The organism is Marinobacter segnicrescens (assembly GCF_900111555.1).
Classification (GTDB): Bacteria; Pseudomonadota; Gammaproteobacteria; order Pseudomonadales; family Oleiphilaceae; genus Marinobacter; species Marinobacter segnicrescens.
This window is the reverse complement of the sequence record NZ_FOHZ01000018.1, coordinates 21,632-44,840: the sequence shown is the minus strand read 5'-3', so window position 1 is coordinate 44,840 and position 23,209 is coordinate 21,632. Positions and strand designations below refer to the sequence as shown.

18 protein-coding genes and 1 pseudogene are annotated in these 23,209 nt (G+C 54.3%); 7 read left to right on the top strand and 12 right to left on the bottom strand.

Translation table 11 applies throughout. The features are described 5' to 3' along the window. Positions 1-5: 5 nt before the first annotated feature. From tadA to traJ, 4 genes are all read right to left on the bottom strand, one after another. On the bottom strand, positions 6-497 hold the full coding sequence (tadA, locus tag BM036_RS14960) for a tRNA adenosine(34) deaminase TadA (RefSeq protein ID WP_091853820.1): 492 nt from the start codon (positions 495-497) through the stop codon (positions 6-8). 175 nt (positions 498-672) lie between these two features. Then, positions 673-3,915 (bottom strand): DEAD/DEAH box helicase, encoded by a 3,243-nt coding sequence (locus BM036_RS14955; RefSeq protein ID WP_091853818.1) that lies wholly within the window; start codon positions 3,913-3,915, stop codon positions 673-675. After that, positions 3,912-4,709, bottom strand: a complete 798-nt coding sequence (locus BM036_RS14950; RefSeq protein WP_091853816.1) for a hypothetical protein — start codon at positions 4,707-4,709, stop codon at positions 3,912-3,914. The genes BM036_RS14955 and BM036_RS14950 overlap by 4 nt, the downstream gene beginning before the upstream one ends. Positions 4,710-5,366: 657 nt before the next feature. Beyond that, a complete protein-coding gene (traJ, locus tag BM036_RS14945) occupies positions 5,367-5,744 on the bottom strand; it encodes a conjugal transfer transcriptional regulator TraJ (protein ID WP_218144819.1) in 378 nt (125 codons plus the stop codon). Positions 5,745-5,852: 108 nt separating this feature from the next. Between traJ and BM036_RS14940 the strand changes: the two genes are divergently transcribed. Both BM036_RS14940 and BM036_RS14935 read left to right on the top strand, forming a co-directional pair. Continuing rightward, positions 5,853-6,764 carry a tyrosine-type recombinase/integrase gene (locus BM036_RS14940; RefSeq protein ID WP_091853814.1) on the top strand — a complete coding sequence of 304 codons (912 nt, stop codon included), beginning with the start codon at positions 5,853-5,855 and terminating at the stop codon, positions 6,762-6,764. Next, entirely contained in the window at positions 6,761-7,834 is a 1,074-nt protein-coding gene (locus BM036_RS14935; protein ID WP_091853812.1) for an IS91 family transposase, read from the top strand. The genes BM036_RS14940 and BM036_RS14935 overlap by 4 nt, the downstream gene beginning before the upstream one ends. 256 nt (positions 7,835-8,090) lie before the next feature. On the opposite strand, the gene BM036_RS14930 is transcribed toward BM036_RS14935, so the two are convergent. From BM036_RS14930 to BM036_RS14920, 3 genes are all read right to left on the bottom strand, one after another. Beyond that, positions 8,091-8,405 (bottom strand): HNH endonuclease, encoded by a 315-nt coding sequence (locus BM036_RS14930; protein WP_091853810.1) that lies wholly within the window; start codon positions 8,403-8,405, stop codon positions 8,091-8,093. Between the two features lie 106 nt (positions 8,406-8,511). Beyond that, positions 8,512-9,090 (bottom strand): hypothetical protein, encoded by a 579-nt coding sequence (locus BM036_RS14925; RefSeq protein ID WP_143066620.1) that lies wholly within the window; start codon positions 9,088-9,090, stop codon positions 8,512-8,514. A gap of 175 nt (positions 9,091-9,265) precedes the next feature. Next, positions 9,266-11,227, bottom strand: coding sequence for an ATP-dependent nuclease (locus BM036_RS14920; RefSeq protein ID WP_091853806.1), 1,962 nt, complete (start codon positions 11,225-11,227; stop codon positions 9,266-9,268). 1,787 nt (positions 11,228-13,014) lie between these two features. Between BM036_RS14920 and BM036_RS14905 the strand changes: the two genes are divergently transcribed. From BM036_RS14905 to BM036_RS14895, 3 genes are all read left to right on the top strand, one after another. Beyond that, on the top strand, positions 13,015-13,998 hold the full coding sequence (locus BM036_RS14905; protein ID WP_091853802.1) for an integron integrase: 984 nt from the start codon (positions 13,015-13,017) through the stop codon (positions 13,996-13,998). A gap of 434 nt (positions 13,999-14,432) precedes the next feature. Next, positions 14,433-14,948, top strand: coding sequence for a type VI secretion system amidase effector protein Tae4 (locus tag BM036_RS14900; RefSeq protein ID WP_177186073.1), 516 nt, complete (start codon positions 14,433-14,435; stop codon positions 14,946-14,948). Then, positions 14,945-15,151: a hypothetical protein gene (locus tag BM036_RS14895; protein WP_091853798.1), complete on the top strand. Its 207-nt coding sequence runs from the start codon at positions 14,945-14,947 to the stop codon at positions 15,149-15,151. The genes BM036_RS14900 and BM036_RS14895 overlap by 4 nt, the downstream gene beginning before the upstream one ends. Before the next feature lie 101 nt (positions 15,152-15,252). Here the strand turns inward: BM036_RS14895 and BM036_RS19935 are convergent. Next, positions 15,253-15,395: pseudogene (locus BM036_RS19935) on the bottom strand (PrpF domain-containing protein); the annotation flags it as partial. A 188-nt stretch (positions 15,396-15,583) separates the two neighbouring features. Between BM036_RS19935 and BM036_RS14890 the strand changes: the two are divergent. Then, positions 15,584-16,585: a hypothetical protein gene (locus BM036_RS14890; protein WP_143066619.1), complete on the top strand. Its 1,002-nt coding sequence runs from the start codon at positions 15,584-15,586 to the stop codon at positions 16,583-16,585. Between the two features lie 3 nt (positions 16,586-16,588). Then, positions 16,589-16,942: a hypothetical protein gene (locus BM036_RS14885; protein ID WP_091853793.1), complete on the top strand. Its 354-nt coding sequence runs from the start codon at positions 16,589-16,591 to the stop codon at positions 16,940-16,942. 103 nt (positions 16,943-17,045) lie between these two features. Here the strand turns inward: BM036_RS14885 and prpF are convergent, their stop codons facing one another. The 4 genes from prpF to prpB form a co-directional block, all read right to left on the bottom strand. Next, complete coding sequence (gene prpF, locus BM036_RS14880; protein WP_091853791.1) at positions 17,046-18,224, bottom strand: 2-methylaconitate cis-trans isomerase PrpF; 1,179 nt, start codon at positions 18,222-18,224, stop codon at positions 17,046-17,048. Positions 18,225-18,340: 116 nt separating this feature from the next. Further along, positions 18,341-20,938, bottom strand: coding sequence for a Fe/S-dependent 2-methylisocitrate dehydratase AcnD (acnD, locus tag BM036_RS14875; RefSeq protein ID WP_091853789.1), 2,598 nt, complete (start codon positions 20,936-20,938; stop codon positions 18,341-18,343). A gap of 212 nt (positions 20,939-21,150) precedes the next feature. Next, complete coding sequence (gene prpC / locus BM036_RS14870) at positions 21,151-22,281, bottom strand: bifunctional 2-methylcitrate synthase/citrate synthase (protein ID WP_091853787.1); 1,131 nt, start codon at positions 22,279-22,281, stop codon at positions 21,151-21,153. Positions 22,282-22,316: 35 nt separating this feature from the next. Next, positions 22,317-23,204, bottom strand: coding sequence for a methylisocitrate lyase (prpB, locus tag BM036_RS14865; RefSeq protein WP_091853785.1), 888 nt, complete (start codon positions 23,202-23,204; stop codon positions 22,317-22,319). Positions 23,205-23,209: the final 5 nt, after the last annotated feature.

Sequence of the window (23,209 nt, the reverse complement as noted above, 5' to 3'; positions counted from 1 at the left end):
GACTCTCAGGCTTCCGGTGATTGACGGGCCCGCCGCTTCTGTTCACGACGGGCCGCAAAGAAATCGCTGAGCAACTGCCCGCTCTGTCCCGCCAGTACACCCCCGGTCACAGCAACATCCCAGTTGAAATGAGGCTCATCCAGGGTTGCCCTGATCGATTGTACGGCGCCACCCTTGGGCTCAACTGCGCCATACACAATGCGGGATACACGGCTATGAACGGTCGCCCCGACACACATGGTACAGGGTTCGAGTGTTACGTAAAGCGTGGCGCCAACCAGCCGGTAGTTCCCCACCCTGGCCGCAGCATCTCGCAGCGCGCGGATCTCTGCATGGGCCGTAGGGTCACAGGCCGATATCGGGGCATTAAAACCGGAACCGATTTCACGCCCATCCAGTACTACAACCGCACCAACCGGGACCTCACCCTGACTGGCTGCATGGTGGGCCAGTTCCAGGGCCCGCTGCATCCACCGCTCGTCAGCACTACTCTCCATGGAGCCGACCACTGTTATTCCCACTCTATTGTAAATAGAAACATAAAACCCTGAGTTTTCAATCACTTAAAAACAAGCTATCGTTAAATACCATATTTTATGCCATGTCAAAAAAATAAATCAACCAATCATCAACTGAGCTTCTAACCTTACTATCAGTTGACTGCAGGAACTCCTAAGACTCCCCAGAAAGCTGCTTCCAGACTTTCTGGTAGTCCTCTCCTGAAAGCAATGAACTCTCTGGCTTCAACCGTGCCCAGTCTTCTGTTTTAAGCGACTTAAGATACTCTCCCGCTTTACGGGGGGACAACGCCACCTCTGCGTCACCATCTGTCTGTATCCTAAAGTCTTCTCCTACTCGCTCTGCAATACTTCTAGGTACGCTGTTCATACGCATCAAAACCGCTTCTTCAGTTTTAACACCGTGATATAGCATAGCTGGCAAATTATTTAATTTACGCTTGTCCTCATCTGACATGCTTTCAAAATCGAGTCCAGATGTTGGCATTTTACTCAATGCCGAAAGCCCCCAAGCACCGTTGTTGGCTAAATCTCTATATACAGCCCTACACGCTTTCGAGATTTGGTCAGTAAGAGAGTCGCCCTGAAAATAGGCTTTCGCAATAGACTCTATTGAGCTACCAGTTACCCATGCTTGAGTGATATCCGCTAGCTTTCGATGGCTATTACCCTCACCTTTACTGATCTCACGCAACCCATCCTGCAGTTGCGGGACTCGCAGCATGATACCCATCAAACTGGGCAACACGGATTGTGCTTTATCACCAAACAAGCTGGATGGTTCCCAATCCGTAAGGGTCAGCTTATTCTCAAGGTTATTCAAATCCAACAAGGTCGAACGAACTCCTTCTGGAGAAAAGCCTGTTACATCTGCCAAGGAAGCGTTTTCGGGATGCTCCGCTAGCTTGCGCACATACCCTTTGGTAGCTTCAAGCAAAGCATCTGCCTTATCTTGTGAGGCTCTGTCAGCCTTCGCGCGAAGGGAGCCAAAACCGTAAGTATTGCGCAATAGTTGTTCGGCCTCGCCAATCACCTCATCAAGGTTACGCTTTTCATTCCAGAGGTGAGCTATATAACTACGAAAGTCTGCCCATTGCTCTTCTTGAATAAATACCGATAAGTTTGCCAAATTTCCGGCAGCCTGAAGTTCATCGAGCATACCTTCAAGCCGAGATACGAGGGACACAGTAGCATCAGAAACATACTTCCTAATTTCATTAGGTTGAGAGCCTGCTGCAATACCAACAACACCAACACTATCATGACCAATACGTCCAGCCCGTCCAGCTAAGTTCCAAAATGCTCGATGGGACATTTCTTTACCGTAAGGAAGTTTCCGTGTCGCCAAGAAAACAGAGGAAACAGGAAAATTGAGGCCTTGAGCAATTGTTGTTGTGGCGCACATTACACGGATGTATCCCTTCTCAGTGAGCCACTCAATCAAAGAAAGTGCTTCAACAGGCAATCCGGCATGGTGTACAACGACGCCTTTTGACAGCATCTCGATCAACTCAAAATCGACACTTATTTCTGCCGCCAAAAAGCGCTGAACAAGCTTAACATCATCAGGAATTTGCACATACGGATCGAGTTCTGCTGCAACTTTCCGAGCAATACTCCAAGCGTCTGGAATTGTTTGAGCAACTGCGATACTCGTACCTCGCTTCGAAAAAGCCTTGGCCATGGCAACCGCCTGCGTTGCTAAACCATTCGCTTTTGAATAGGTGAGTTTTGGCAAGGGGCGATTCCCATCAACGACATGAGATCCTTTTAGGTGAATCGTTCGCTGAGTAGTTGTGAGTGTCTCAAAACTTAAGTTCCAATCTCCCCGCTTATCACCTTTGTGAATGTCGAAAAGCCCAACAATTCGCTCATTCGGCTGCCACGCCGAAGTCCCCAAACTGATGCTTCGCCCACGATCAGCTGCTAACCACTGAGCAAGATCATTCGCATTAGGAACAAAAGGCATCAACAATAAAAAATTAGCGCGAGGTGACTCTTGCTTGATCGTTGCCAGCAGTAACTCAATTCGCAATCCCCGGGACTCATCCTCAATGTTGTGCGCCTCATCCATTACAACCAAAGCCAAAGGCCTGGCAACCTTCTTATTCCGCATAACTAACTGAAGTTTTTCAGGTGTAGCAACTAACACCTGAAATGCCCGAGCCTCTCCTAACAGAGCTTCCTCAAAAGCGTCTACTTCGACAGCTCCCGTCAATGGTTCAACTTGTATTCCAAGCGGTCCAAAGTCTTCACGCAGACGCCGAGTGATTTGAGACACAAGAGCTCGAGTTGGAGCCACATAAGCTACCCAACCATCATCCTGATCAAACTGGTTAAGTGCCTGCAGTATTCGGAATTGGGCAAGTGCTGTTTTCCCACCCGATGTTGGCAAATCCACAATTACCGCACGGCTAGCCTGGTCCAACAAGCCCTGTTCTTGGAGAGCTGCCCGCTGTGGCGGCAGCAATTCAAACAGCCCTTTTTGCTTGGTTATATGAGAAACAAAGCGAGTCACACGTGAGTTCACTGTGTGAGCTACCCACCATAGGGAGCCAGCGACCATCTTCCGACTCGCGACATGCAACCAACGTAAAATCACCTCAAGCTGCATATCTTTGGATGCTTGAGCAGCCTTCAGAGCCGCTTCGAAGTGCTGATCCAATTGAGCATCTATCGCCACAGGTTCGCCCTGAAGCATATATACAGCTAGTCGCTCAGTCGCTTTGGCCCAATGGTAAAGAGCTACTAATCGCATCGCGATGGTCTGAGCCTCGGCACCCTGAACTCGGCCTAGAAGAGCTTTTTCATGATCGGCTTGGTCATTGCGAAGACCAAGCACTATCTCAGATATCTGATCAAGATCATCCCAGCGGTTTTTACGCAGCAAACGAAGCCAGCAATCAAAAATTCTGTACAGTAACCGTTTATCCCAAGACACAGACGCTACACTTGGGACTTCTAATGCACCCTTTTGCTCATCAAGCCAACGCCTTAAATCAGTCCAGCGATCACCACAATAAGCTAGTCCAGCCACATGCAATATATGGAATAATCTTTCCTCATCATGGCGAGGTACAGGCAATACACGAAACAGACTAAATGCTCGGTATGCACCAGCTTGTGCCAATTCGCGAAGGTGTTTATTTTCTTGATCTGATACTGGGTGCAGCAGTGGACCAATTCCCTCAATGGCAGCTAGTTCATAAGCAGTTGCTACCCTCTCCAACAAATCGGTATCAAATTCTGCCTGAGAGTGTTCAAGCAAATTACCTAATGAAATATCAACAAAACGCAATTCAGCCATCTCCATAGCTTGAACTCGAAGCTCATCGCTAATGGATTGCACAGCCCAGTGCTGATCGACCTGTATCAAGTGCTCTTGCGAAAGCGTCATGACGCCTCCTGCATAGCGGCTTGAGCACGCTCAGATAGAGTGCTAATTGCGTTAACGGGGAGGTATAATGCATACATTTCAATATCGGTGTGCGCTGGACAATTGGCAGCCAGCGACACTACGCGGGCGGAAATATCCGAAGCGTCTGGTGCAATATCGCGCACCAAAACACCATAAACCGCGACATCAGTACTATTAGAACTCAAATAGCGTTTGGTAGCACTCTTAAACATTGGCTCCCAATCTGCTCGTATAGCGTGATGTCCTAGATAACGACAAAGTGCATTTTTCACTTGGCGATTATCACGTAATCCGTGTAGCTGATTTCCTAAGCTGGTCATGACACTTGGGGGCGACTGGTTATGTTCAGAGGTTTTTACCTCTCCAAAGGCAAAACGATGGGGAAGCTCCTCATCATCTACAGGCTGGAATCCAGTTAAATCACAACCAGCTGGGCTCGCATTGGGATTCTTAAGGTCGCGACCGGTTGGCCAAGGGAAAATACAACTCCCTTTACCAGCTACGAATGCCTCTGCGATGGCTTCTCCAACACGCCAATTATTGGGCACCGTGTGGTCTGCAAGCAATTCACTGAGTCCTCCTTGCTCAAACTCAGTGCTTACGACGCTCGCCAGTAGCTCCTCCAGCTCATCTGTACCTGGCGTATCCTGCAAAATATCCTTTACTGGCCCTGCCAGAATTTCCTCCACTTGTGTCTCGTCATAGATCAAACCTTGACCAGTCACAGGTGCAGTGGTGGTATCATACGCAAGCTGCGGAATCGGCATAGGCATCACAACAACTTCCCATTGACAGCTTGGCCAAGTCCGGAGAACAGTAGAGCTGGATTTAACACCTTGCGTAAAAATTGAGCATCTTCGGCGCTAACGACGAGAACTTGGAGGTGCTTCAAAGAAAGCTCGTTATTCCAACCTAGAACAGCCCAGTTGTTTTTTTCCATATTTGAACACCATCGTCCTATCTTGGCCTGCCCCAAGCCGTCATCCGGTACCCCGCCGGTTGCCAGCTATTACTATGGTAGAAACCGCCTGCGTGAGCATTAGATGCGCCCAAGTCTAGTTACTGATGGTCTAGCGACCCGGTTGCTACCTTTTTTGTTGATGTAATGGCGCAATCAACACGCCAATATGCCTGCGCTAATGCTAACATTCATCGTCAGCTTCAGCGATCAAAATCAGGAAGCTAGGGCATGCAAAGGACATTGCTTCAGAACCGAGGGAGAGCGCATGGGTAAAAGGAAGCCTACCGAACCAGAAGGTGACTCCAAAAAAGCCTTGCCACCCGAAGGTGAGACCGAGAGCCGGGGCGTTCGGAGACTGACAGACCAAGAGATATTGGAGCTTCGGCGGGATATGCTGGAGTCTTCAGCTTGGGCAAAGGCGGAGCTGGCCCGCCGACGTAAAAAATAGGGGGGAGCGATCATAGCTTTGTCATGGCTCAGACCTCGGCATGACTACCTTGGTCATGACCTTACCCATTTCCTCCTGCGTCGCCTCGATCTTACTTAGAACAGCAAGGATCGTTGACTGGCCAAACTGGGCAGTTCGCACGTCATCGGTCAGCCATAGCTTCAATAGGCCACCCAAACGACCAAGATCGCCGTTGATTCGAGCCAACTCCCGTACCTGCTCACAATCGACCACACCCTTGATCTTGTAGCCCTGGCCAACCTCACGCAGATAACTCGCAGCGCTCATGCCTGCTCGCTTTGCTTGCGCCTCGATATGCTCCTTTTCCTCGGGTAAGCAGTACACCTTGATAGGCGTACTGCTCTTCCTCGTTATTCGTTTTGCCTTATCGTTCATCATCTTTTGCCTTACCTCCTTGTTGAACGAAGCCGCTACGCGGCAGAGGCGCAAATCGTCTGTACTTTCCTGACCCCTTCTATTTCGGAAGGGCCTGTCAGGAGACGCGTCATGAACACCCACGACCACGCTCGTTTTCAAGTTCTGCATCAACGCTACCATAACGAACTCACCCTGCGGGGCAAAAGCGCCAAGACCATCGACCTCTACACCCGCTGCCTGCGACAGGTGAGCGACCATTTCGATACCTGTCCCGACCAGCTTAGCACCGAGCAGCTCCAGCAGTATTTCATTCACCTGGTCGAGCATCGCTCCTGGAGCCTGGTCAAAATTGCCCGCAATGCTCTGCAGCGTTTCTATCAGTATGTCCTCGACAAACCCTGGGAGTATGTTCCCATCGTCAAGCCGCCCAAGGTTCAGACCCTGCAGGATGTACTCTCCCTGGATGAGATCGGGCGCCTGATCAGCCACACCCGCAAACTCAGCTACCAGGTCTACTTCCTCACCACCTACAGCCTGGGACTGCGGCTGAGCGAATCCCTGAGCCTGACCATCGCCGATGTCGACAGTCACCTGATGCGCGTCCACGTGCGCTGCGGCAAAGGCAAGAAGGATCGGTTCGTGCCTTTACCTCTGATGACGCTCAAGGCCTTGCGACGTTACTGGGCCACACATCGTCATCCGGATCTACTGTTTCCCGGTGGCCAGCCACCCTTCCAAACGGTGGTTGCTCCGGGGGAGGCCCGGATCATGGCCCGGGCCAGCGTTCAGAAAGCCATCAAGCAGGTCGCCCTGGACTGCGGCATTCGCAAGCGTGTCCACATTCACTCTCTACGCCACAGCTTTGCCACCCACTTGCTGGAGAATGGCGTCAATCTTCGCTCCATCCAGACCCTGCTCGGGCATGCCAGCCCGGTGACCACCGCACGTTATACCCGAATGACCCAGGAGGCCCAACAAAACAGTGCCCTGATGATCAACGCCCTGGTGGAGCGCCTGCAGGTCGACTGGGTGAACGAATGATCACGCTGGCGCAAATCCTGCGCGATCATCAGACCAGCCTGCAGCTCCGTTATGGCGGGCGGATGCGACCGGAGCATCACGCCGCCATCCGATCCATTCTTGCCTGTCATACGCCGGACTGCGGCGAGGTTCGCTATCAGTGCGCGCCCTGTCAGCAGCGACAACAGGCCTATCCGTCCTGCGGCCATCGCAGTTGCCCGGCCTGTCAGCACGGCACCAACCGCCAGTGGCTGGAGCGGCAACGACAGAAATTGCTGCCGGTGGACTATTTCCTGGTGACCTTCACCCTGCCAGTCCAGTTGCGGGGCTTTGCCTGGCATCATCTTCGGTGGACCTGTCACACCCTGTTCCAGGTTGCCCGGGAGACCCTGAACCAGTTTGCCCGCAACGATCAACGCCTGGGCAACCAACTCGGGCTGGTGGGGGTGTTGCACACCCACTCCCGGCGCTTGGCCTTCCACCCCCATGTCCACATCGTGATCCCCGGCGGCGGGCTGACCGGATCTCGCTGGCAACGCCGGGCCGGAAAGTACCTGTTCAATGGCCGGGCTCTGGCCCGGGTGTTCCGCGCCAAGTTCCTCGACCGAATGCGCAAGCAGGGCTTTGCCTTGCCGGACGCCATTCCCCAGGACTGGATCGCCCAGTGTGAGCAGGTCGGGCGCGGAGATCACGCGCTGACTTATCTGGCCCGTTACCTCTATCGCGGGGTGCTGCGGGAGCCGAATATCGTGGCCTACGATGGCGAACAGGTGACCTTCCGCTACCGGGACAGCCAGACCCAGTGTTGGCAGACCCTGACGGAACCGGCGGATCGATTCCTCTGGCGAGTCTTGCAGCACGTCTTGCCAAAGGGGCTGCGACGGGTGCGGGAATACGGTTTTCTGCACAGCGGGGCACGCAAAACGCTACACCGGTTGCAGTTGCTTCTCCGCGTGACGCTACCGTCGATGGCAACCGTAAGCCAACCCCGCAAGCAACGCGCTTGCCCCTGTTGTGGCCAGCCCATGAGCCTCACGGTCTGGCGCCAACCCTGCCGGTGGCCGGTCATTCGGCGACGATGGCCAGCATAAATTACCGACCATCCGACACGTACTCAAGCGGGAGGAGCCAACGCACCTTATGACACCACGACCAGGGCACACCGGCTGCCAGCTTCACCGGCGGCCCCGGGTAACTCTGGCCTGACAAAAGAGGCCGCCAAAAGCCAGGGCCAAAGCACCTCTGAGTTCTCCGCCGCTATTTCCTTAATAATGAAGCACCGGGCTCGTCCAACACCGGATCAGGTCGCGGCGGTGCGCGACCTATCCTTATTTGTTAAGCATAAAACTACAGGCCACGCTCAATAGCCTGCTTTATTACCGGAGCCACGTTTTCTGGTGTGATGCCACGGTCTTTGCAGTACTTGGTTTGCAGCCAGGCGGATAGTGATTTTTGGCCTTTGCTGGCATTGCAGCCACAGCAACAGAGAGCAATATTTTCCCGAGTAATAATGTTGGCATCGTTGATGATATGTTCCCAGCTAGCCGCAGACCTTCTCGATACTTTCGCAGGGGTAAACTCATTGCCGCAATAGACGCATACCGTATCGCGTACTCGGATCTCTTTTTCGAGCCAGTCCGGGATGTTCCAATTATTTGCCATTGCTCGTGCTTACCTTTTACTGCTTAACGCATGCCAGCATGCGCGCCTTTGTAGTGAAGGCGAAGCCGCAACGAAAAAGGCGTCGCCGTGCCTGGCCTGGTTATATTTAGTTGCGACCATCCTGAGACTTTACCTTTGGCAACTCCGGTAATTGGTTGCTTGAGAAAACCATCGCAATGTCTCTGATATCGCCCACAGAAAACTTTAGGGGCTTGGGCGGTTCTCCGTTCTCACCGAACAGAACAAAGCGAAATTCGCTTTGATATTGGTACTCCGAGAACTTGCGGAAAGGCCCCATTTGGCCATGATAGTCACGTTTATCGACGTAATCGACCGGACCGTGTAGCAGCCGCTTCCCGGCGTCTTGTGCTGCTGCCTTGTAGCGCCTCACAAACTCTTTTAAGTCGGTTATGATCACAGCCGCATCCCCGAAGCCAATATTTCGTTCATCGAAATGAAAGTCGGGCTTATCAGTAAACATGTACATACAGAGGATGTTTCGGCTTTCTTTTTCTCCGTACCGGTACATCAACGGGCTTTGCGCACCGCCAATCGGCGTCCAGTTACCGGAGCTGTCTCGAATGGAGATTTCTTTGAATTGCCACGCTTCATCCACTCCTTCATGAGTATCTGACCGGAGTGCATCAGACGATTCAACCGTAACGAAATACGCGTCCGTATTCATGTACAGGTTTCCGTCAAGGAAGTCAGCCACGTATTTTTGAGGAAGAATCTTGGCTAGTATGACTCCGTACGACATAGTCTCCTTCAAATATAACGCCCGGCTCACGCGCCAGTTTGTAGCCGCGAAGCGGCGGAAAACTGGTCGCTGTGCAGCCGATTGTTATGGCTTGCAATGGTTAGATGAGGTCATTGAGAGAGCCAAATGCCTGCCTGAATCGGTCAAGTTGTGAATCACTTAAATCTTTCTTCAGCTCGCCAATCTTTGATGCAAAATATTTGGCAGGACGATAGTGGTTGAATTTAACCCCATTTGGTAGAGGGTGCTTTTCTAGATACTCCTCTACTTTTTTTACTACTCGCCCTTTACCTTTTCTCAGATCAGACACAGATATGTTTATTCCATATTCCTTATTTACCAGTTTTAGGTAAAAACCTTCATTAAACATATCCTCCACATCGGCCTCGTCTCCATCAGTAAAATCCGCATAAGTAAGCACGGACTTCTTCTGAAGCAGCTTCTTCTTAAAAATATTATCAATGCTTTGCTTATCCTTTTTTTGGTAGTCGATCAGAACCGCAACATTCAATTTTCTTTGGGAGCCAATCAGCGAAACAAAGGTCGATACTTTATCTGAGCCGCCTACGGGAGTAATTGTCCAATGATCACTGAGCCCATCTTCTCCGCTCTCTTGGAGTAATGACGAAACTGTTTGCAAATACAAAAGATCAGAAACACCCTCCACTACAAGATTATTTGGCCCTACAAATAATGTTTGGTGAATCTCATAACCTAGAGCACCTTGTAGCGGAAATAGGCTATCCTCAGTCGCTTCCAAAATTTCCGTAGTGACCTTGGTTCCTTCTTTCTCTTTAGGCACCATTTCGTCAGATGTTTCGACACTGATATCTTGCACAATGCGAACTCGATCAAATCGAGTCGAATCCACTAGAAACGGAGAGTGTGTCGAGTAAATAACCTGATGATGGGGGCGCAATTCACGCTCAAAATACTCCAGAAGATCTGCTTGTGCCTTCGCATGCAGGGATAATCCTGGCTCATCCAGAAGTAGGATTAGATTCTCCTTATTCCTTTTCAGTTCGGAATACCAAGCCAGAAAAGAGAAGAACCATACAAAACCTCTAGACCGGGTCCGCAAAGGCGTACTGACCATGTGCTTAGTGTCTACTACACGACCCCAGATATTGGTTCCTGACCTCATCCCTTCAGGGTCCTCTGGCTGCGCAGGCCTAATATCAAACTTGAGCCGTATGTGCTTATTCTGCGACCAATACTTGAGCACTCTTGAGGTAAGCTGGTTTTCAGCTGCCTCTAACTTTGATAATAGCGCTTCGGTGCGCTTTGGATCTGACAGCTCGTCTAATTTTAGCTTTGCAAGAGACAGCAAGCCAAGCAAGGGGTGATCTGACTCAATTAACTTACCCTCTGCACGTCTTTTTTGAAGGGCTTCTACATTATCTTGACCTTTCATCTGGTAATAGTCGTCGAAGTATAAGAACTTCGGGATTCTACTTCTTAATATCTCGTTATAAACGACGTACCTAAGTCCGTTTTCCTTTATTGGTTCAATCTTGCGTAACAACGATTGTGCAGCGTCTGTTTGCTCAGCCTCTTCGATAATAGTGTAAACCTCAGAAACAGAGCCAGCTGCCAGCGCTTGCTCACTTACTGTAGCGGATAAATCAGTCGATCTGATCAGGTGCTGCACTGCTTTTTCTTGGTTAAGCTTAAGCTCGCCGAATGTTCGCTTATTATCGTAATCTTTTGAAAGTGAAACTATCGGATTGCTTGAGGCGAAGCACTCGTCACCATAGATTGCCTGGACTGCAAAAATGTCCTCGTTTTCTAACTCATAAGTAGCAGTGACGACTACTGCAGGCTCGCGCTCCCCCTCTTCTACAGCCTCTTCGTAGTCGGAAACATCTCTTCTAGGATAGTCATCCGTAACATCGAAATAACCATGTTCTTCAATTATGGGGTTGAGCTTATACAGGGCTCGTAAAATTGCCGTTTTCCCTGACTCATTCTTCCCCACGAGGCAAGTGATATCATTAATTTCGAACTCCGTGGAATCGTTGATACTACGGAACTCTTTGATATGTGCTTTCGCTAACTTCATCTTGCCTCCAGTTGATTGATATTGCTTCCCGCTCTAGAGTGAGCATCTCCATAACGCTTGCAGCATGCGCGCCCATGGAATGGAGCCGAAGGCGCAATGTAATGGGCGTCGCCGTGCCTGCACTGGTTATGTGCTGATGGATAAAGCACAGGTGCCTCCCGCTATCTCGACAGAGCCAAAATCTCCGATGATTTGAGCGCTCCCAGGCCGAATCACTAATGTATCAATGTTGCCGTAGTCAGCCTCACCCGAGGCGTCGTTGGAACTTCTCGCCTCAGCCATCGGTAGCAATCCCTTTACGGATTTAAACCCCTCGAATATCAAAGTGCCTCTCCGGTAGCAGGTGTATTCCCGCTCCTTGGGTGCATGGTAATACTCCGATTCTGGCCAAATACTCATTTCCAGGTCGAAAACCAAGCGATCGTCCTCGGAATGCCACCCGAGTACGAACGAGTCATTCAGATCAATTCCCCGGAATAGGTCCATCTCTCTCCAGTTCATCGGCACCTACACATAACGCTGAAGCTCAGCCGACGACAAGCCGCGCAGCGGGTTGACGGTCGGCTGGAGCGCATTGTTGGGCGTCATCTACACGTTGTATTTCCAAAGTAATCAGTGGAGCACCGAGTCGTATTGCCCCGGTTATCCCTATACGTCCGATTCCCAAAGTAATCTGTCGTTCCACGAGTTGTATTGCCGCGATTATCTCGCCACGTCTCGTTGCCAAAATAGTCGGTTGTCCCACGCATTGTGTTTCCCCGATTGTCTCTGTATGTCTTATTTCCAAAGTAATCGGTATTGCCTCGTATGGTGTTTCCCCGGTTGTCTCTCCAAGTCTCGTTCCCGAAATAATCTGTTGTTCCCCGCATCGTTGTACCATCGCTACTTCTACATGTTGTATTTCCAAAGTAGTCGGTACTGCACCGTGTCTGTGCATGAACGACCGTAGTCAGACCAAAAATTGCGATCAATACCCATAAAATCGGTTTCATAGCCTTTATCCTATTCCATCGGTTCCAAAAATAGCACACCCGCCCATGACGCCCAACGCCAGCCAGCATGCGCGGCTACGGAATGAAGGCGAAGCCGCAATGTAGTAGACGTCGCCGTGACTGGCCTTGTTATGCATTTACCATTGGACCAAAACGTCTTGAACTTTCAGTGTCTCCGAGTCGAATCCAATCGCCCAAAACACTTTGATATCACTTTTGCTGTACTTCGCCTTCCACAACGTCAACTTGGACTCATTTCTCGGTAGGCAATCTATAGACTCGATGCTTTCCAACGCACCCATTTCGTTCTCTATATCCCGACACATATCCAGATACATGTCTTCAGTGATCTTCCCATCGTCATTCGGGTCCTTAGGTAGCGCCGACATTTCTTGGAGTTCCCGATAGCTCCTTCCGTCATGTAGCTTGATTAGTCGCTCAGCCAGTTCAGTTTCTCGGTCAGTGATCACGTAACTTGTCCTCCTTGATTGCATAACAGTTTATTCTACGTCAATAATGGCAATATTTCTGGGCATGCCCGTTGCCGGGAATGAAATTTAATGTCTATTATATCAAGGGGTTGTCATCACAAAGCAATTTTAAACCCTGCATATCCATTCCGAAAAAAACGACAAAAATGACGGTATATTTCGAATATAACGCCAGAAGTGGCTGAATATCCCCCGGATATCCGTAAAAAACATCAAATTCGAGCATAAATGTGACCTAAATCACGCCCTCGCCATGCCGGATACTGTACACCTATACAGTAATGTTTCAGGAACTATTGTCGCCATGGACGTGCCACCACCAGTATCCTCTCAATCACCTCGTTTTCTGGATCGACTTCGTACATTCATCCGTGCTCGCGGTCTGGCCTACCGAACGGAGAAAACCTACTGCGCCTGGATCCGGAGGTTTATTCGTTTCAGCCAGTATCGATCCCACGATCAGCTTGATGCTCATGATATCCAGGCTTTCCTCAGCTACCTGGCGGTTGATCAGCATTGTTCAATCAATACGCAGAAAACCGCACTGAACGCGCTGGTGTTTCTGTTCCGCGAGTTTCTGAAGCAGGACATACCCGACCTGAACTTCCGGAAAGCAGCGGGCGGGCGCAAGCTGCCGACAGTGCTTTCAGGTGCCGAAGTCGCCCGCGTGCTTTTGCACCTCTCTGGTACCCACGGCTTGATGGTTCAACTAATGTATGGCTGTGGGTTACGACTCATGGAGGTGGTTCGGCTGCGGGTCAAAGACATCGACATCGAGAACCAGGCCCTCTGGGTGCAGGAAGCCAAAGGGGGAAAAGCCCGAAGAACACTGTTGCCGGAGCGGGTACAAAGTAAGCTGGCTGAGCAAATTCGATGGGTAACGGAGCTTCATCGATGCGACCTGAAGGCCGGTTACGGCAGTGTCTATCTACCGGACGCGCTGGCCAGAAAATACCCGAATGCGCCTTTTGAGCTCGGGTGGCAGTATCTGTTTCCGGCTCGGCATTACTCCACTGACCCGCGCAGCGGTACGAAGCGCAGACACCATGTGGACGAGCGTCAGCTTCAACGGGCAGTCAAGCGGGCAAGTGAAAGGGCGGGTATTAACAAGCGGGTCTCGTGCCACACTTTCAGGCACTCTTTCGCGACAGAGCTACTTCGGCAGGGGACTGACCTTCGTGCTATTCAGGAGATCCTGGGCCATAACTCCATCGAAACAACGCAGATCTATACGCACGTTGTTGGTCTGCACGAACGTGGAATGGTTAGCCCCATAGACCGGCTTTAACTGTCGCACAGGCCCCACCAGGCACGCTACCGCCCCGCCGGTTACCTGACACCCAATCCCTGGCTGCATTTAAAACCCCCGTCGAGCTGATGCCTGACCTGCGATTTCGCAGGCGAATGGTCGCCGTTCCACCCGGGATGGCCTTTGCACTCGGGGTGAAAGTACCGCGGCATTCTGTGGAATTCGCCCAAGGAGACATTAACAAACGGTTAGATGCAACACTATCCCGTCAAGTCACACTCCGCAAACAACAAAGACCATCCGCAAAGGAAAAACCAAAAGGCCCACTTCGAACTAATACACCCGCTGAAGAAGCTCGAAACCAGAACATCGAAAACCTCCAAAGTCGAGCAACTCGGGTCTCATACTCCAGCCATTTTTAATAGTATTATCTTCTGGTCATCAGGAACCCAATGCCCACAAGGACCGTGCTCATGATCAAATTCGACGACCTATGGTCAAACCACGCCACCGTCAGCGGTGTCGATAGTCCCTGCATCGTAGAAAACAAACCGGCTTTCTCTAACCAGTGCGCTATTCGTGTCGGTAATGCCCTCGCACTTTGCGGCTTTGACACCACCACCCTACCTGGTGCTGAACATTGCTGGCATCACGCGAATTCCCATGGGCATGTTCTACGCGCTGAGCAGATGGCCCAGGCTCTGAAGAAAGTACGTCCAGCGGGCCTTGCTGCAGCACAGAGCATCCCCGTAGATGGCTTCAAAAAGCACATTTCAGGTAACAAGGGGATCATTTTCTTCAAGGATTACTGGTTGAGAACGAGCGATCCCGAGAACAATCCAACTGGCGATCATATTGACCTATGGAATGGCTCCCGGTTGACCGACTGGAGTTCGTGGTTCCGCATCGCAACTGGCCTATCAATTGATGGTGTCTGGTCAGACTATGAGAAATCGAAGGAAATTTTGTTCTGGAGGGCTGAAGCGTGAGAGCCGTATTCCTTACCGTCCTGTTTGCCATCATCGGCCTCCTGCTCAGCATAGCCCTATTCTACCTCGCCGGTTCAATCTGGGGTCCGCTCTACCAGGGTGAAGATGAAGCGACTCGCAATTTCAAAATCTTCCTGCTTGTTAGCCTTGGATTTATTGTAGTCGGGGGCTTTGCGGGATACAGGGTGGCTGGCAAGGCCTGAGTGATTACACGGGCCTCAGAAGCAAAAAAGCCGCCAGGCCCATAGGGCACTGGCGGCCATCAGTCAGGAGACCAATCCTGCTTTGAGTCTGGACAAGGCGCCTAGAACGAGTCCCCAGGCACCCTCACCCAACCTTCCATAAGCACCCGGGCGCTACGGCTCATCACAGCCTTGGTCGCAGTCCACTGCCCGTTAACCTGGGAGGCCTCAGCCCAGAGCTACAAGGTCCCGACGGATACCCAAATTCGTATACCGCTACCTGTTGCTGGACCGGGGACGGTATGGAATACTATTCCTTAGCTCGTAGATTGAGCGCATGACGTTGTCCCTTGTTCGACAAAGAACACACGATATAAGGAAGCTCCTGCTATCCCGATGAACACTGGTTTGTTGGGGAGGGGCAATTTCAAGGACAGATACAGGAACCGCACCATGACAGATATTGTCATTCCCCGACATTCGTCGACCCTTTCCGATTTTTGTGAACCGTCAGCCTCTTTCGATGACTATGCCAGAGCTCGTCAGGCCATGTTCGGCTGCCAGTCGGTTGCCAAAGACTATGCCTATTGCCTGGCGGTCGACCCTAATCCGCAGGATCTGGCGATTAGCAACATGCTTAACAGCCTCACCGAGAAGTCCAGGGAGCGGCTCGGTTGTTGTGTCGACCAGCATGGTCAGGACACAGTCCGCCTGGCGTTATTCATTGATTGGGTTCAAAGCCAGTTGAATCCAGACAGTGCCAGCAAGAGCAACTCTGTCGCTGGTATGGGAGCCACAGTGCTTGGCGCAAGGACAGACAGCTTTATGAACGCGCTCAGCCAATATCAGGATGCGCTCGTTAAGCTGAATAACTTCACGCGTGTGGGACGAGGCCCTTCCCGGACAAAAGCCCAACTTAGGCAAAACGTTCGCTCAGCTTACGAGCGTCTAAATCGGTATTTCCAGCAGGAACTGCGCCGACTGGCACCCCGTTCCGACTTTGGCCTAAATAAAGGCAGCGCGATCACGGGAGCTGACAGGGGCGTCAGATTGGCTGAGAGACATAAGGGACGCGGTATCCATGTGGCAGACATGAATGAGGGGCGGGCTGTCAGTCGCTTTTCTCAAGGCCTGCAGTATGCCGGGCGAGGCATCATAGTGGCGGATGTAGGTTTGCGCGCGAACGCAGTATACCGAAGCTATCGGAATGAGGATGAGTGGGAACGTGAACTGGTCGCGCAAACGGGCGGACTGGCTGGAGCTACCTCAGCAGGTTTCGTCACTGGTAAGACCGTTGCGATGACCATGGCACGAGTCGCGCTGGCAGCCACACCCTGGGGATGGGGCTTGATGATCGGTTCCGCCGTTGCTATCGGAGCCTATGCGGCTTATCAAGCCGACGAACGTGGACAAAACCTATTCGGAAAAATCTACGACTACTTTACGGGCGACTGACGGGTGGACGGAGAGCTGATTTTTGCATTTGTTTTCGCCGGCTGTCTGCTGACGGCGATGGTTTCCTGGCTGGTATTCGGCCGGTTGTCCATGGCGAAGATCGAGAAAGCGATCATGGCTGAAGGTAAGCCTCGCCCCTGCCCCTGGGACGGCGTCGGGGGCCGGCTGGTCTGGTACGCATACGCTGTCGCGTTACCAGAGTCCTTTTTTAACGAGATAGACAATCGACAGCTCAATACCTCAGATGTAAAACGGTATACAACACGGGCTGACCAGCTCCGGGCATGGGTGTTTATGATTGCCGGGCATGGCTTTGTATTGCTCGTGTTTGCCGCTGTCGTCTTTGATTTCGGATAACCGGACGGGCCTGGATCGTGAACACGAAAAAAGCCGCCATGCCCAAGGGCACTGGCGGCAATCAGTCAGGAGACCAATCCTGCTTCGAGTCTGATCAGAGCGCCTAGAACGAGTCCCCTGGCACCCTCACCCAACCTTCCATAAGCACCCGGGCACTACGACTCATCACCGCCTTGGTCGCCGTCCACTGCCCGTTCACTTGGGAGGCCTCAGCCCCCACCTGCAAGGTCCCGGACGGGTGTCCAAAGGTGACGGAGGTGCGGTCCCCGCCCCCGGCCGCCAGGTTCACCAGCGTGCCGGGTACCGCAGCGGCCGTTGCAATAGCCACCGCAGCGGTGCCCATCATGGCGTGGTGCAGTTTGCCCATGGACAGGGCGCGGACCAGTACATCAACATCGCCGGCCTTGATATCTTTACCTGATGAGCTGACGTAATCCTTTGGCGGCGCTACAAAAGCTACCTTGGGCGTGTGGCCACGGTTTGCGGCTTCCTCCGGGGTCTTTATCAGCCCCATCTTCACCGCGCCGTGGGCACGGATCAGTTCGAAACGGGCCAGGGCTTCCGGGTCGCCGTTGATGGCCGGCTGCAGCTCGGTGCCTTCGTACCCGATGTCTTCGGCATTAACGAAGATGGTGGGGATGCCGGCATTGATCATGGTGGCCTTGAGGGTGCCCACGCCGGGCACTTCCAGGTCGTCCACGACATTGCCGGTGGGGAACATGGCGCCCTCACCGTCGGCCGGGTCCATGAATTCCACGGCGACTTCTGCCGCCGGGAAGGTCACGCCATCCAGCTCGAAGTCACCGGTTTCCTGCACTTCACCGTTGGTCATGGGGACCCTGGCAACAATGGTCTTGCCGATATTGGCCTGCCAGATGCGAACCGTGGCGATGCCGTTGTCCGGTATCCGGCTCTTGTCCACCAGGCCGTTGGTGATGGCGAAGGGCCCCACCGCCGCGGACAGGTTGCCGCAGTTGCCGCTCCAGTCCACGAAGGCCTTGTCGATGCCGACCTGGCCAAAGAGGTAGTCCACGTCGTGGTCTTCGCTCTGGCTTTTGGCCAGCAGCACGGTCTTGCTGGTGCTGGAGGTGGCGCCACCCATGCCGTCGATCTGTTTTTCGTAGGGATCGGGGCTGCCGATGACGCGCATCAGCAGTTTGTCACGGGCCTCACCGGGTTGCTGGCAGCGCTCGGGCAGGTCTTCGATGTTGAAGAACACGCCCTTGCTGGTGCCGCCACGCATGTAGGTGGCGGGGATTTTTACCTGGGGTACGTTACTCATTCTGGTACCTGTGTTTGGTTCTGGCTTGTGGAGTCGCCTGCTTCACCCTCTCCCTGACCCTCTCCCGTCTAGGGAGAGGGAACATTGGGCGGAGGTGTAGGAACTTGGCTGAGGCCTCAGGCAGCGCCTTCGGATTCCAGGAAATCCTGGGCGAAGCGCTGCAGCACACCGCCGGCCTTGTAGATCTCTACTTCCTCCGCGGTATCCAGGCGGCAGATCACCGCGACGTGCTCGGTGCTGCCGTTCTTGCGGTGGATAACCAGGGTCAGTTCCGCGCCCGGTGCGGCGGTGCCTTCCACGTCGTAGGTTTCCGTACCGTCCAGTGCCAGGGTGTCACGGGTGGTGCCTTCCTCAAACTGCAGGGGCATCACACCCATGCCGATGAGGTTGGTCCGGTGGATGCGCTCGAAACCTTCCGCCACGATGGCTTCGACGCCCGCCAGCGCCACGCCCTTGGCGGCCCAGTCACGGGAAGAGCCCTGGCCGTAGTCGGCGCCGGCGATGATGATCAGCGGCTGCTTGCGATCCATGTAGGTTTCGATGGCTTCCCACATACGGGTGACCTTGCCTTCCGGCTCGATGCGGGCCAGGGAGCCCTGCTTCACGTTGCCATTCTCGTCCCGCACCATTTCGTTGAACAGCTTCGGGTTGGCGAAGGTGGCACGCTGGGCGGTCAGGTGGTCGCCCCGGTGGGTGGCGTAGGAGTTAAAGTCTTCCTCCGGCAGGCCCATCTTGTGCAGGTATTCACCGGCGGCGCTGTCCATCAGGATCGCATTGGACGGCGACAGGTGGTCGGTGGTGATGTTGTCCGGCAGGATCGCCAGCGGACGCATGCCCTTGAGGGACTTCTCCCCCACCATGCCACCTTCCCAGTACGGCGGACGACGGATGTAGGTGCTCTGGGGCCGCCACTCGTACAGCGGGCTGACCAGGTTGCGGGCATCCTTGGACACGTCGAACATGGGGATGTAGGTCTGACGGAACTGCTCCGGCTTCACCGCTGTCTTGACGATGGCGTCGATTTCTTCATCGCTGGGCCAGATGTCTTTCAGGGTGATGGGGTTGCCGTCCTTGTCGTAGCCCAGGGCGTCCTTCTCGATATCAAAGCGGATGGTACCGGCGATGGCGTAGGCCACCACCAGCGGCGGTGAGGCCAGGAAGGCCTGCTTGGCGTAGGGGTGGATACGGCCATCGAAGTTACGGTTACCAGACAGCACCGCCGTGGAGTACAGGTCACGGTCGATGATTTCCTGCTGGATTTTCGGATCCAGGGCGCCGCTCATGCCGTTACAGGTGGTGCAGGCAAACGCCACCACGCCAAAACCGAGGTTTTCCAGTTCCGGCAGCAGGTTGGCTTCTTCCAGGTACATCTTGACGGTCTTGGAGCCCGGCGCCAGGGAGGACTTCACCCACGGCTTGCGGGTCAGGCCCAGTTTATTGGCGTTCCGGGCAATCAGGCCGGCAGCCACCATGTTGCGGGGGTTGCTGGTGTTGGTGCAGCTGGTGATGGCGGCGATGATCACCGCGCCATCCGGCATCTTGCCCTCTTCCTGCTCCCATTCACCGGCAATGCCGCGCTTGGCCAGCTCGCTGGTGGGCAGGTGGGCGTGGGGGTTGGACGGGCCCGCCAGGGTGCGCTCTACCTTGCTCAGGTCAAACGTCAGTACCCGCTCGTACTCGGCGGTTTTCAGGTCATCCGCCCACAGGCCGGTGTGTTTTGCGTACTTCTCGACCAGGGCCACCTGCTCGTCTTCACGACCGGTGAGCTTGAGGTAGTCGATGGTCTGGCCGTCGATGTAGAACATGGCGGCGGTGGCGCCGTACTCCGGGGTCATGTTGGAGATGGTCGCCCGGTCGCCCACGGTCAGGCTGTCGGCGCCTTCGCCATAGAACTCCAGGTAGGCACCCACTACCCGCTCCTTGCGCAGGAACTCGGTCAGGGCCAGTACCATGTCGGTACCGGTAATACCCGGGCGCAGCTTGCCCTTGAGTTCCACGCCCACGATGTCCGGCAGGCGCATCATGGAGGCACGGCCAAGCATGACGCTTTCCGCTTCCAGGCCGCCAACACCGACCGAGATAACGCCGAGGGCATCGACCATCGGAGTATGGCTGTCGGTGCCCACGCAGGTGTCCGGGAAAGCCACATTGTCCCGAACCTGAACCACCGGAGACATCTTCTCCAGGTTGATCTGGTGCATGATGCCGTTGCCCGGCGGGATCACGTCCACGTTCTCGAAGGCGGTCTTGGTCCAGTTGATGAAGTGGAAGCGATCGTCGTTACGGCGGTTCTCGATCTCACGGTTCTTCTCGAAGGCGTCCTTCTCGAAGCCGGCGTGTTCAACCGCCAGGGAGTGGTCAACGATCAGCTGTGTCGGTACCACCGGGTTAACCTTGGCGGGATCGCCGCCCTTCTCTGCGATAGCGTCGCGCAGACCGGCCAGGTCCACCAGGGCAGTCTGGCCCAGGATGTCATGGCACACGACCCGCGCCGGGTACCAGGGGAAGTCCAGGTCCCGCTTGCGTTCGATAAGCTGCTTCAGCGAATCGGTCAGCGCGGCCGGCTCGCAGCGGCGAACCAGCTGCTCGGCCAGGATACGGGAGGTGTAGGGCAGCTTGGCCCAGGCGCCGGGCTGGATGTCTTCTACCGCCTGGCGAGTGTCGAAATAGTCCAGGTCTGAGCCTGGGAGGTTCTTGCGATATTGGGTGTTCATGATTCTTGGCTCTCTCGGGGGCGTCTGGTTGGCGTGCATCAGGCCTGGGGGGCTGGCCCTATGGTGGAGGTCTTTTTCCGCCGCAATTCACGGTCGTCCCTTGACCGACCTTGCTACCGCGCCATCCCTGGCGCTGCTCCAAAAGACCTCCATCACAGTGCCGATCCATCAGTGTGCTGGCCCGCCCTGGTTAGCGGGCGATGACAGATCTTTTACGGGCGCTCGTCAATGGGCACCCACTTGGCGTCCGCCGGGCCGGTGTAGTCGGCGCTGGGGCGGATAATCCGGTTGTTGGCGCGCTGCTCTTTCACGTGGGCCGTCCAGCCGGATACCCGGGACATCACGAAGATGGGGGTAAACAGCTCGGTGGGAATGCCCATGAAGTGATAGGCAGACGCATGGAAGAAGTCAGCGTTACAGAACAGCTTCTTCTCGCGCCACATGACTTCTTCGCAGCGAACGGATACCGGGTACAGCACGGTGTCGCCCACTTCGTCCGCCAGCTTCTTCGACCACTGTTTGATGATCGCGTTGCGGGGATCGGATTCCTTGTAGATGGCGTGACCAAAGCCCATGATCTTTTCCTTGCGCTCCAGCATACCCATCAGGCCCTCTTCGGCCTCATCCGGGGTCTGGAACTTCTGGATCAGTTCCATGGCGGCCTCGTTGGCACCGCCGTGCAGCGGACCACGCAGGGAGCCGATGGCGCCGGTAACACAGCTGTGAATATCAGACAGGGTCGACGCACACACACGGGCCGTGAAGGTGGAGGCGTTGAACTCGTGCTCTGCATACAGGATCAGGGAAACGTTCATCACCCGCTCGTGCAGCTCGCTGGGCTTCTTGCCGTGCAGCAGCTCCAGGAAGTGGCCACCGATGGAGTCCACGTCGCTCTCGGTCTCAATACGCACGCCTTCGTGGGCGAAGCGGTACCAGTAGGTGATGATGGACGGGAACACCGCCAGCATGCGGTCAATCTTGTCGTCCTGCTCGGAGAAGTCCTGCTCGGTTTCCAGGTTGCCCAGCATGGAACAGCCGGTACGCATGACATCCATCGGGTGGGCGTCTTTGGGGATCTGCTCCAGCACAGTCTTCAGGGCGTCCGGCAGGCCACGCAGGCTTTGCAGCTTCTGCGTGTACTCGTCCAGCTCCTTGCGGTTGGGCAGTTTGCCACGCAGCAGCAGGTACGCGATTTCCTCGAACTGGGCTTTCTCCGCCAGGTCGGCAATGTCGTAGCCACGGTAGGTCAGGCCGGCACCGGACTTGCCCACGGTACACAGGGCGGTTTCACCAGCGACCTGCCCGCGCAGGCCGGCACCACCGAGTTTCTTTGCTTCAGCCATGAGTCATCTCCCTCACATCTCTTGTTGGATTCGGTTCAGTTCTTTTTCTGGGCGAAGAGCTCGTCCAGTTTCTGTTCGAAGTCGTGGTAGTTCAGGAAGTCGTAGAGTTCGGCACGGGTCTGCATGCTGTCCACCACGTCTTTCTGGTCGCCCTTCTCCAGGATATTTTCATACACCATCAGCGCTGCCTTGTTCATGGCGCGGAAGGCACTGAGCGGATAGAGCACCATACCGGCACCGGCTTCTGCAAGCTCGCTCTTGTTATAGAGCGGTGTAGCGCCGAACTCGGTGATATTGGCCAGCAGGGGTGCATCGATGGCGTCCGCGAAGGCCCGGTAGTCAGACAGCTCATGCACGGCTTCAGCGAAGATACCGTCGGCACCGGCTTCAATGCAGGCCTTGGCGCGGTCAATGGCCGCTTCCAGTCCTTCCTTCTGGAAGGCGTCGGTGCGGGCCATGATAAAGAAGTCCTTGTCCTGGCGCGCATCGGCCGCAGCCTTGATACGGTCCACCATTTCCTCCTTGGAGACAATTTCCTTGTTGGGGCGGTGGCCGCAGCGCTTCTGGGCGACCTGGTCTTCAATGTGGATAGCGGCGACGCCGGCACGCTCCATCTCACGAATGGTGCGAGCAATGTTGAAGGCGCCACCCCAGCCGGTGTCGATGTCGACCAGCAGCGGCAGGTCGGTGGCGGCGGTGATGCGACGGGCGTCTTCCACCACGTCGTTCATGGTGGTCATGCCCAGGTCCGGCAGGCCGAAGGAAGCGTTGGCTACGCCACCACCGGACAGGTAAATGGCCTGGTGCCCTACCCGCTCTGCCATCATGGCGGAATAGGCGTTGATGGTGCCGACGATCTGCAGCGGCTTGTTCTCTTTCAGCGCCTTGCGGAAGCGTGCGCCCGGGCTCAGTTGCTGTGACATGGGGA

Excerpts from the sequence above, each read along its gene's own strand:
- tadA (WP_091853820.1), bottom strand. The coding sequence starts at position 497 with ATGGAGAGTAGTGCTGACGAGCGGTGGATGCAGCGGGCCCTGGAACTG.
- BM036_RS14955 (WP_091853818.1), bottom strand. The coding sequence starts at position 3,915 with ATGACGCTTTCGCAAGAGCACTTGATACAGGTCGATCAGCACTGGGCT.
- BM036_RS14950 (WP_091853816.1), bottom strand. The coding sequence starts at position 4,709 with ATGCCTATGCCGATTCCGCAGCTTGCGTATGATACCACCACTGCACCT.
- traJ (WP_218144819.1), bottom strand. The coding sequence starts at position 5,744 with ATGATGAACGATAAGGCAAAACGAATAACGAGGAAGAGCAGTACGCCT.
- BM036_RS14940 (WP_091853814.1), top strand. The coding sequence starts at position 5,853 with ATGAACACCCACGACCACGCTCGTTTTCAAGTTCTGCATCAACGCTAC.
- BM036_RS14935 (WP_091853812.1), top strand. The coding sequence starts at position 6,761 with ATGATCACGCTGGCGCAAATCCTGCGCGATCATCAGACCAGCCTGCAG.
- BM036_RS14930 (WP_091853810.1), bottom strand. The coding sequence starts at position 8,405 with ATGGCAAATAATTGGAACATCCCGGACTGGCTCGAAAAAGAGATCCGA.
- BM036_RS14925 (WP_143066620.1), bottom strand. The coding sequence starts at position 9,090 with ATGAATACGGACGCGTATTTCGTTACGGTTGAATCGTCTGATGCACTC.
- BM036_RS14920 (WP_091853806.1), bottom strand. The coding sequence starts at position 11,227 with ATGAAGTTAGCGAAAGCACATATCAAAGAGTTCCGTAGTATCAACGAT.
- BM036_RS14905 (WP_091853802.1), top strand. The coding sequence starts at position 13,015 with ATGGACGTGCCACCACCAGTATCCTCTCAATCACCTCGTTTTCTGGAT.
- BM036_RS14900 (WP_177186073.1), top strand. The coding sequence starts at position 14,433 with ATGATCAAATTCGACGACCTATGGTCAAACCACGCCACCGTCAGCGGT.
- BM036_RS14890 (WP_143066619.1), top strand. The coding sequence starts at position 15,584 with ATGACAGATATTGTCATTCCCCGACATTCGTCGACCCTTTCCGATTTT.
- prpF (WP_091853791.1), bottom strand. The coding sequence starts at position 18,224 with ATGAGTAACGTACCCCAGGTAAAAATCCCCGCCACCTACATGCGTGGC.
- acnD (WP_091853789.1), bottom strand. The coding sequence starts at position 20,938 with ATGAACACCCAATATCGCAAGAACCTCCCAGGCTCAGACCTGGACTAT.
- prpC (WP_091853787.1), bottom strand. The coding sequence starts at position 22,281 with ATGGCTGAAGCAAAGAAACTCGGTGGTGCCGGCCTGCGCGGGCAGGTC.
- prpB (WP_091853785.1), bottom strand. The coding sequence starts at position 23,204 with ATGTCACAGCAACTGAGCCCGGGCGCACGCTTCCGCAAGGCGCTGAAA.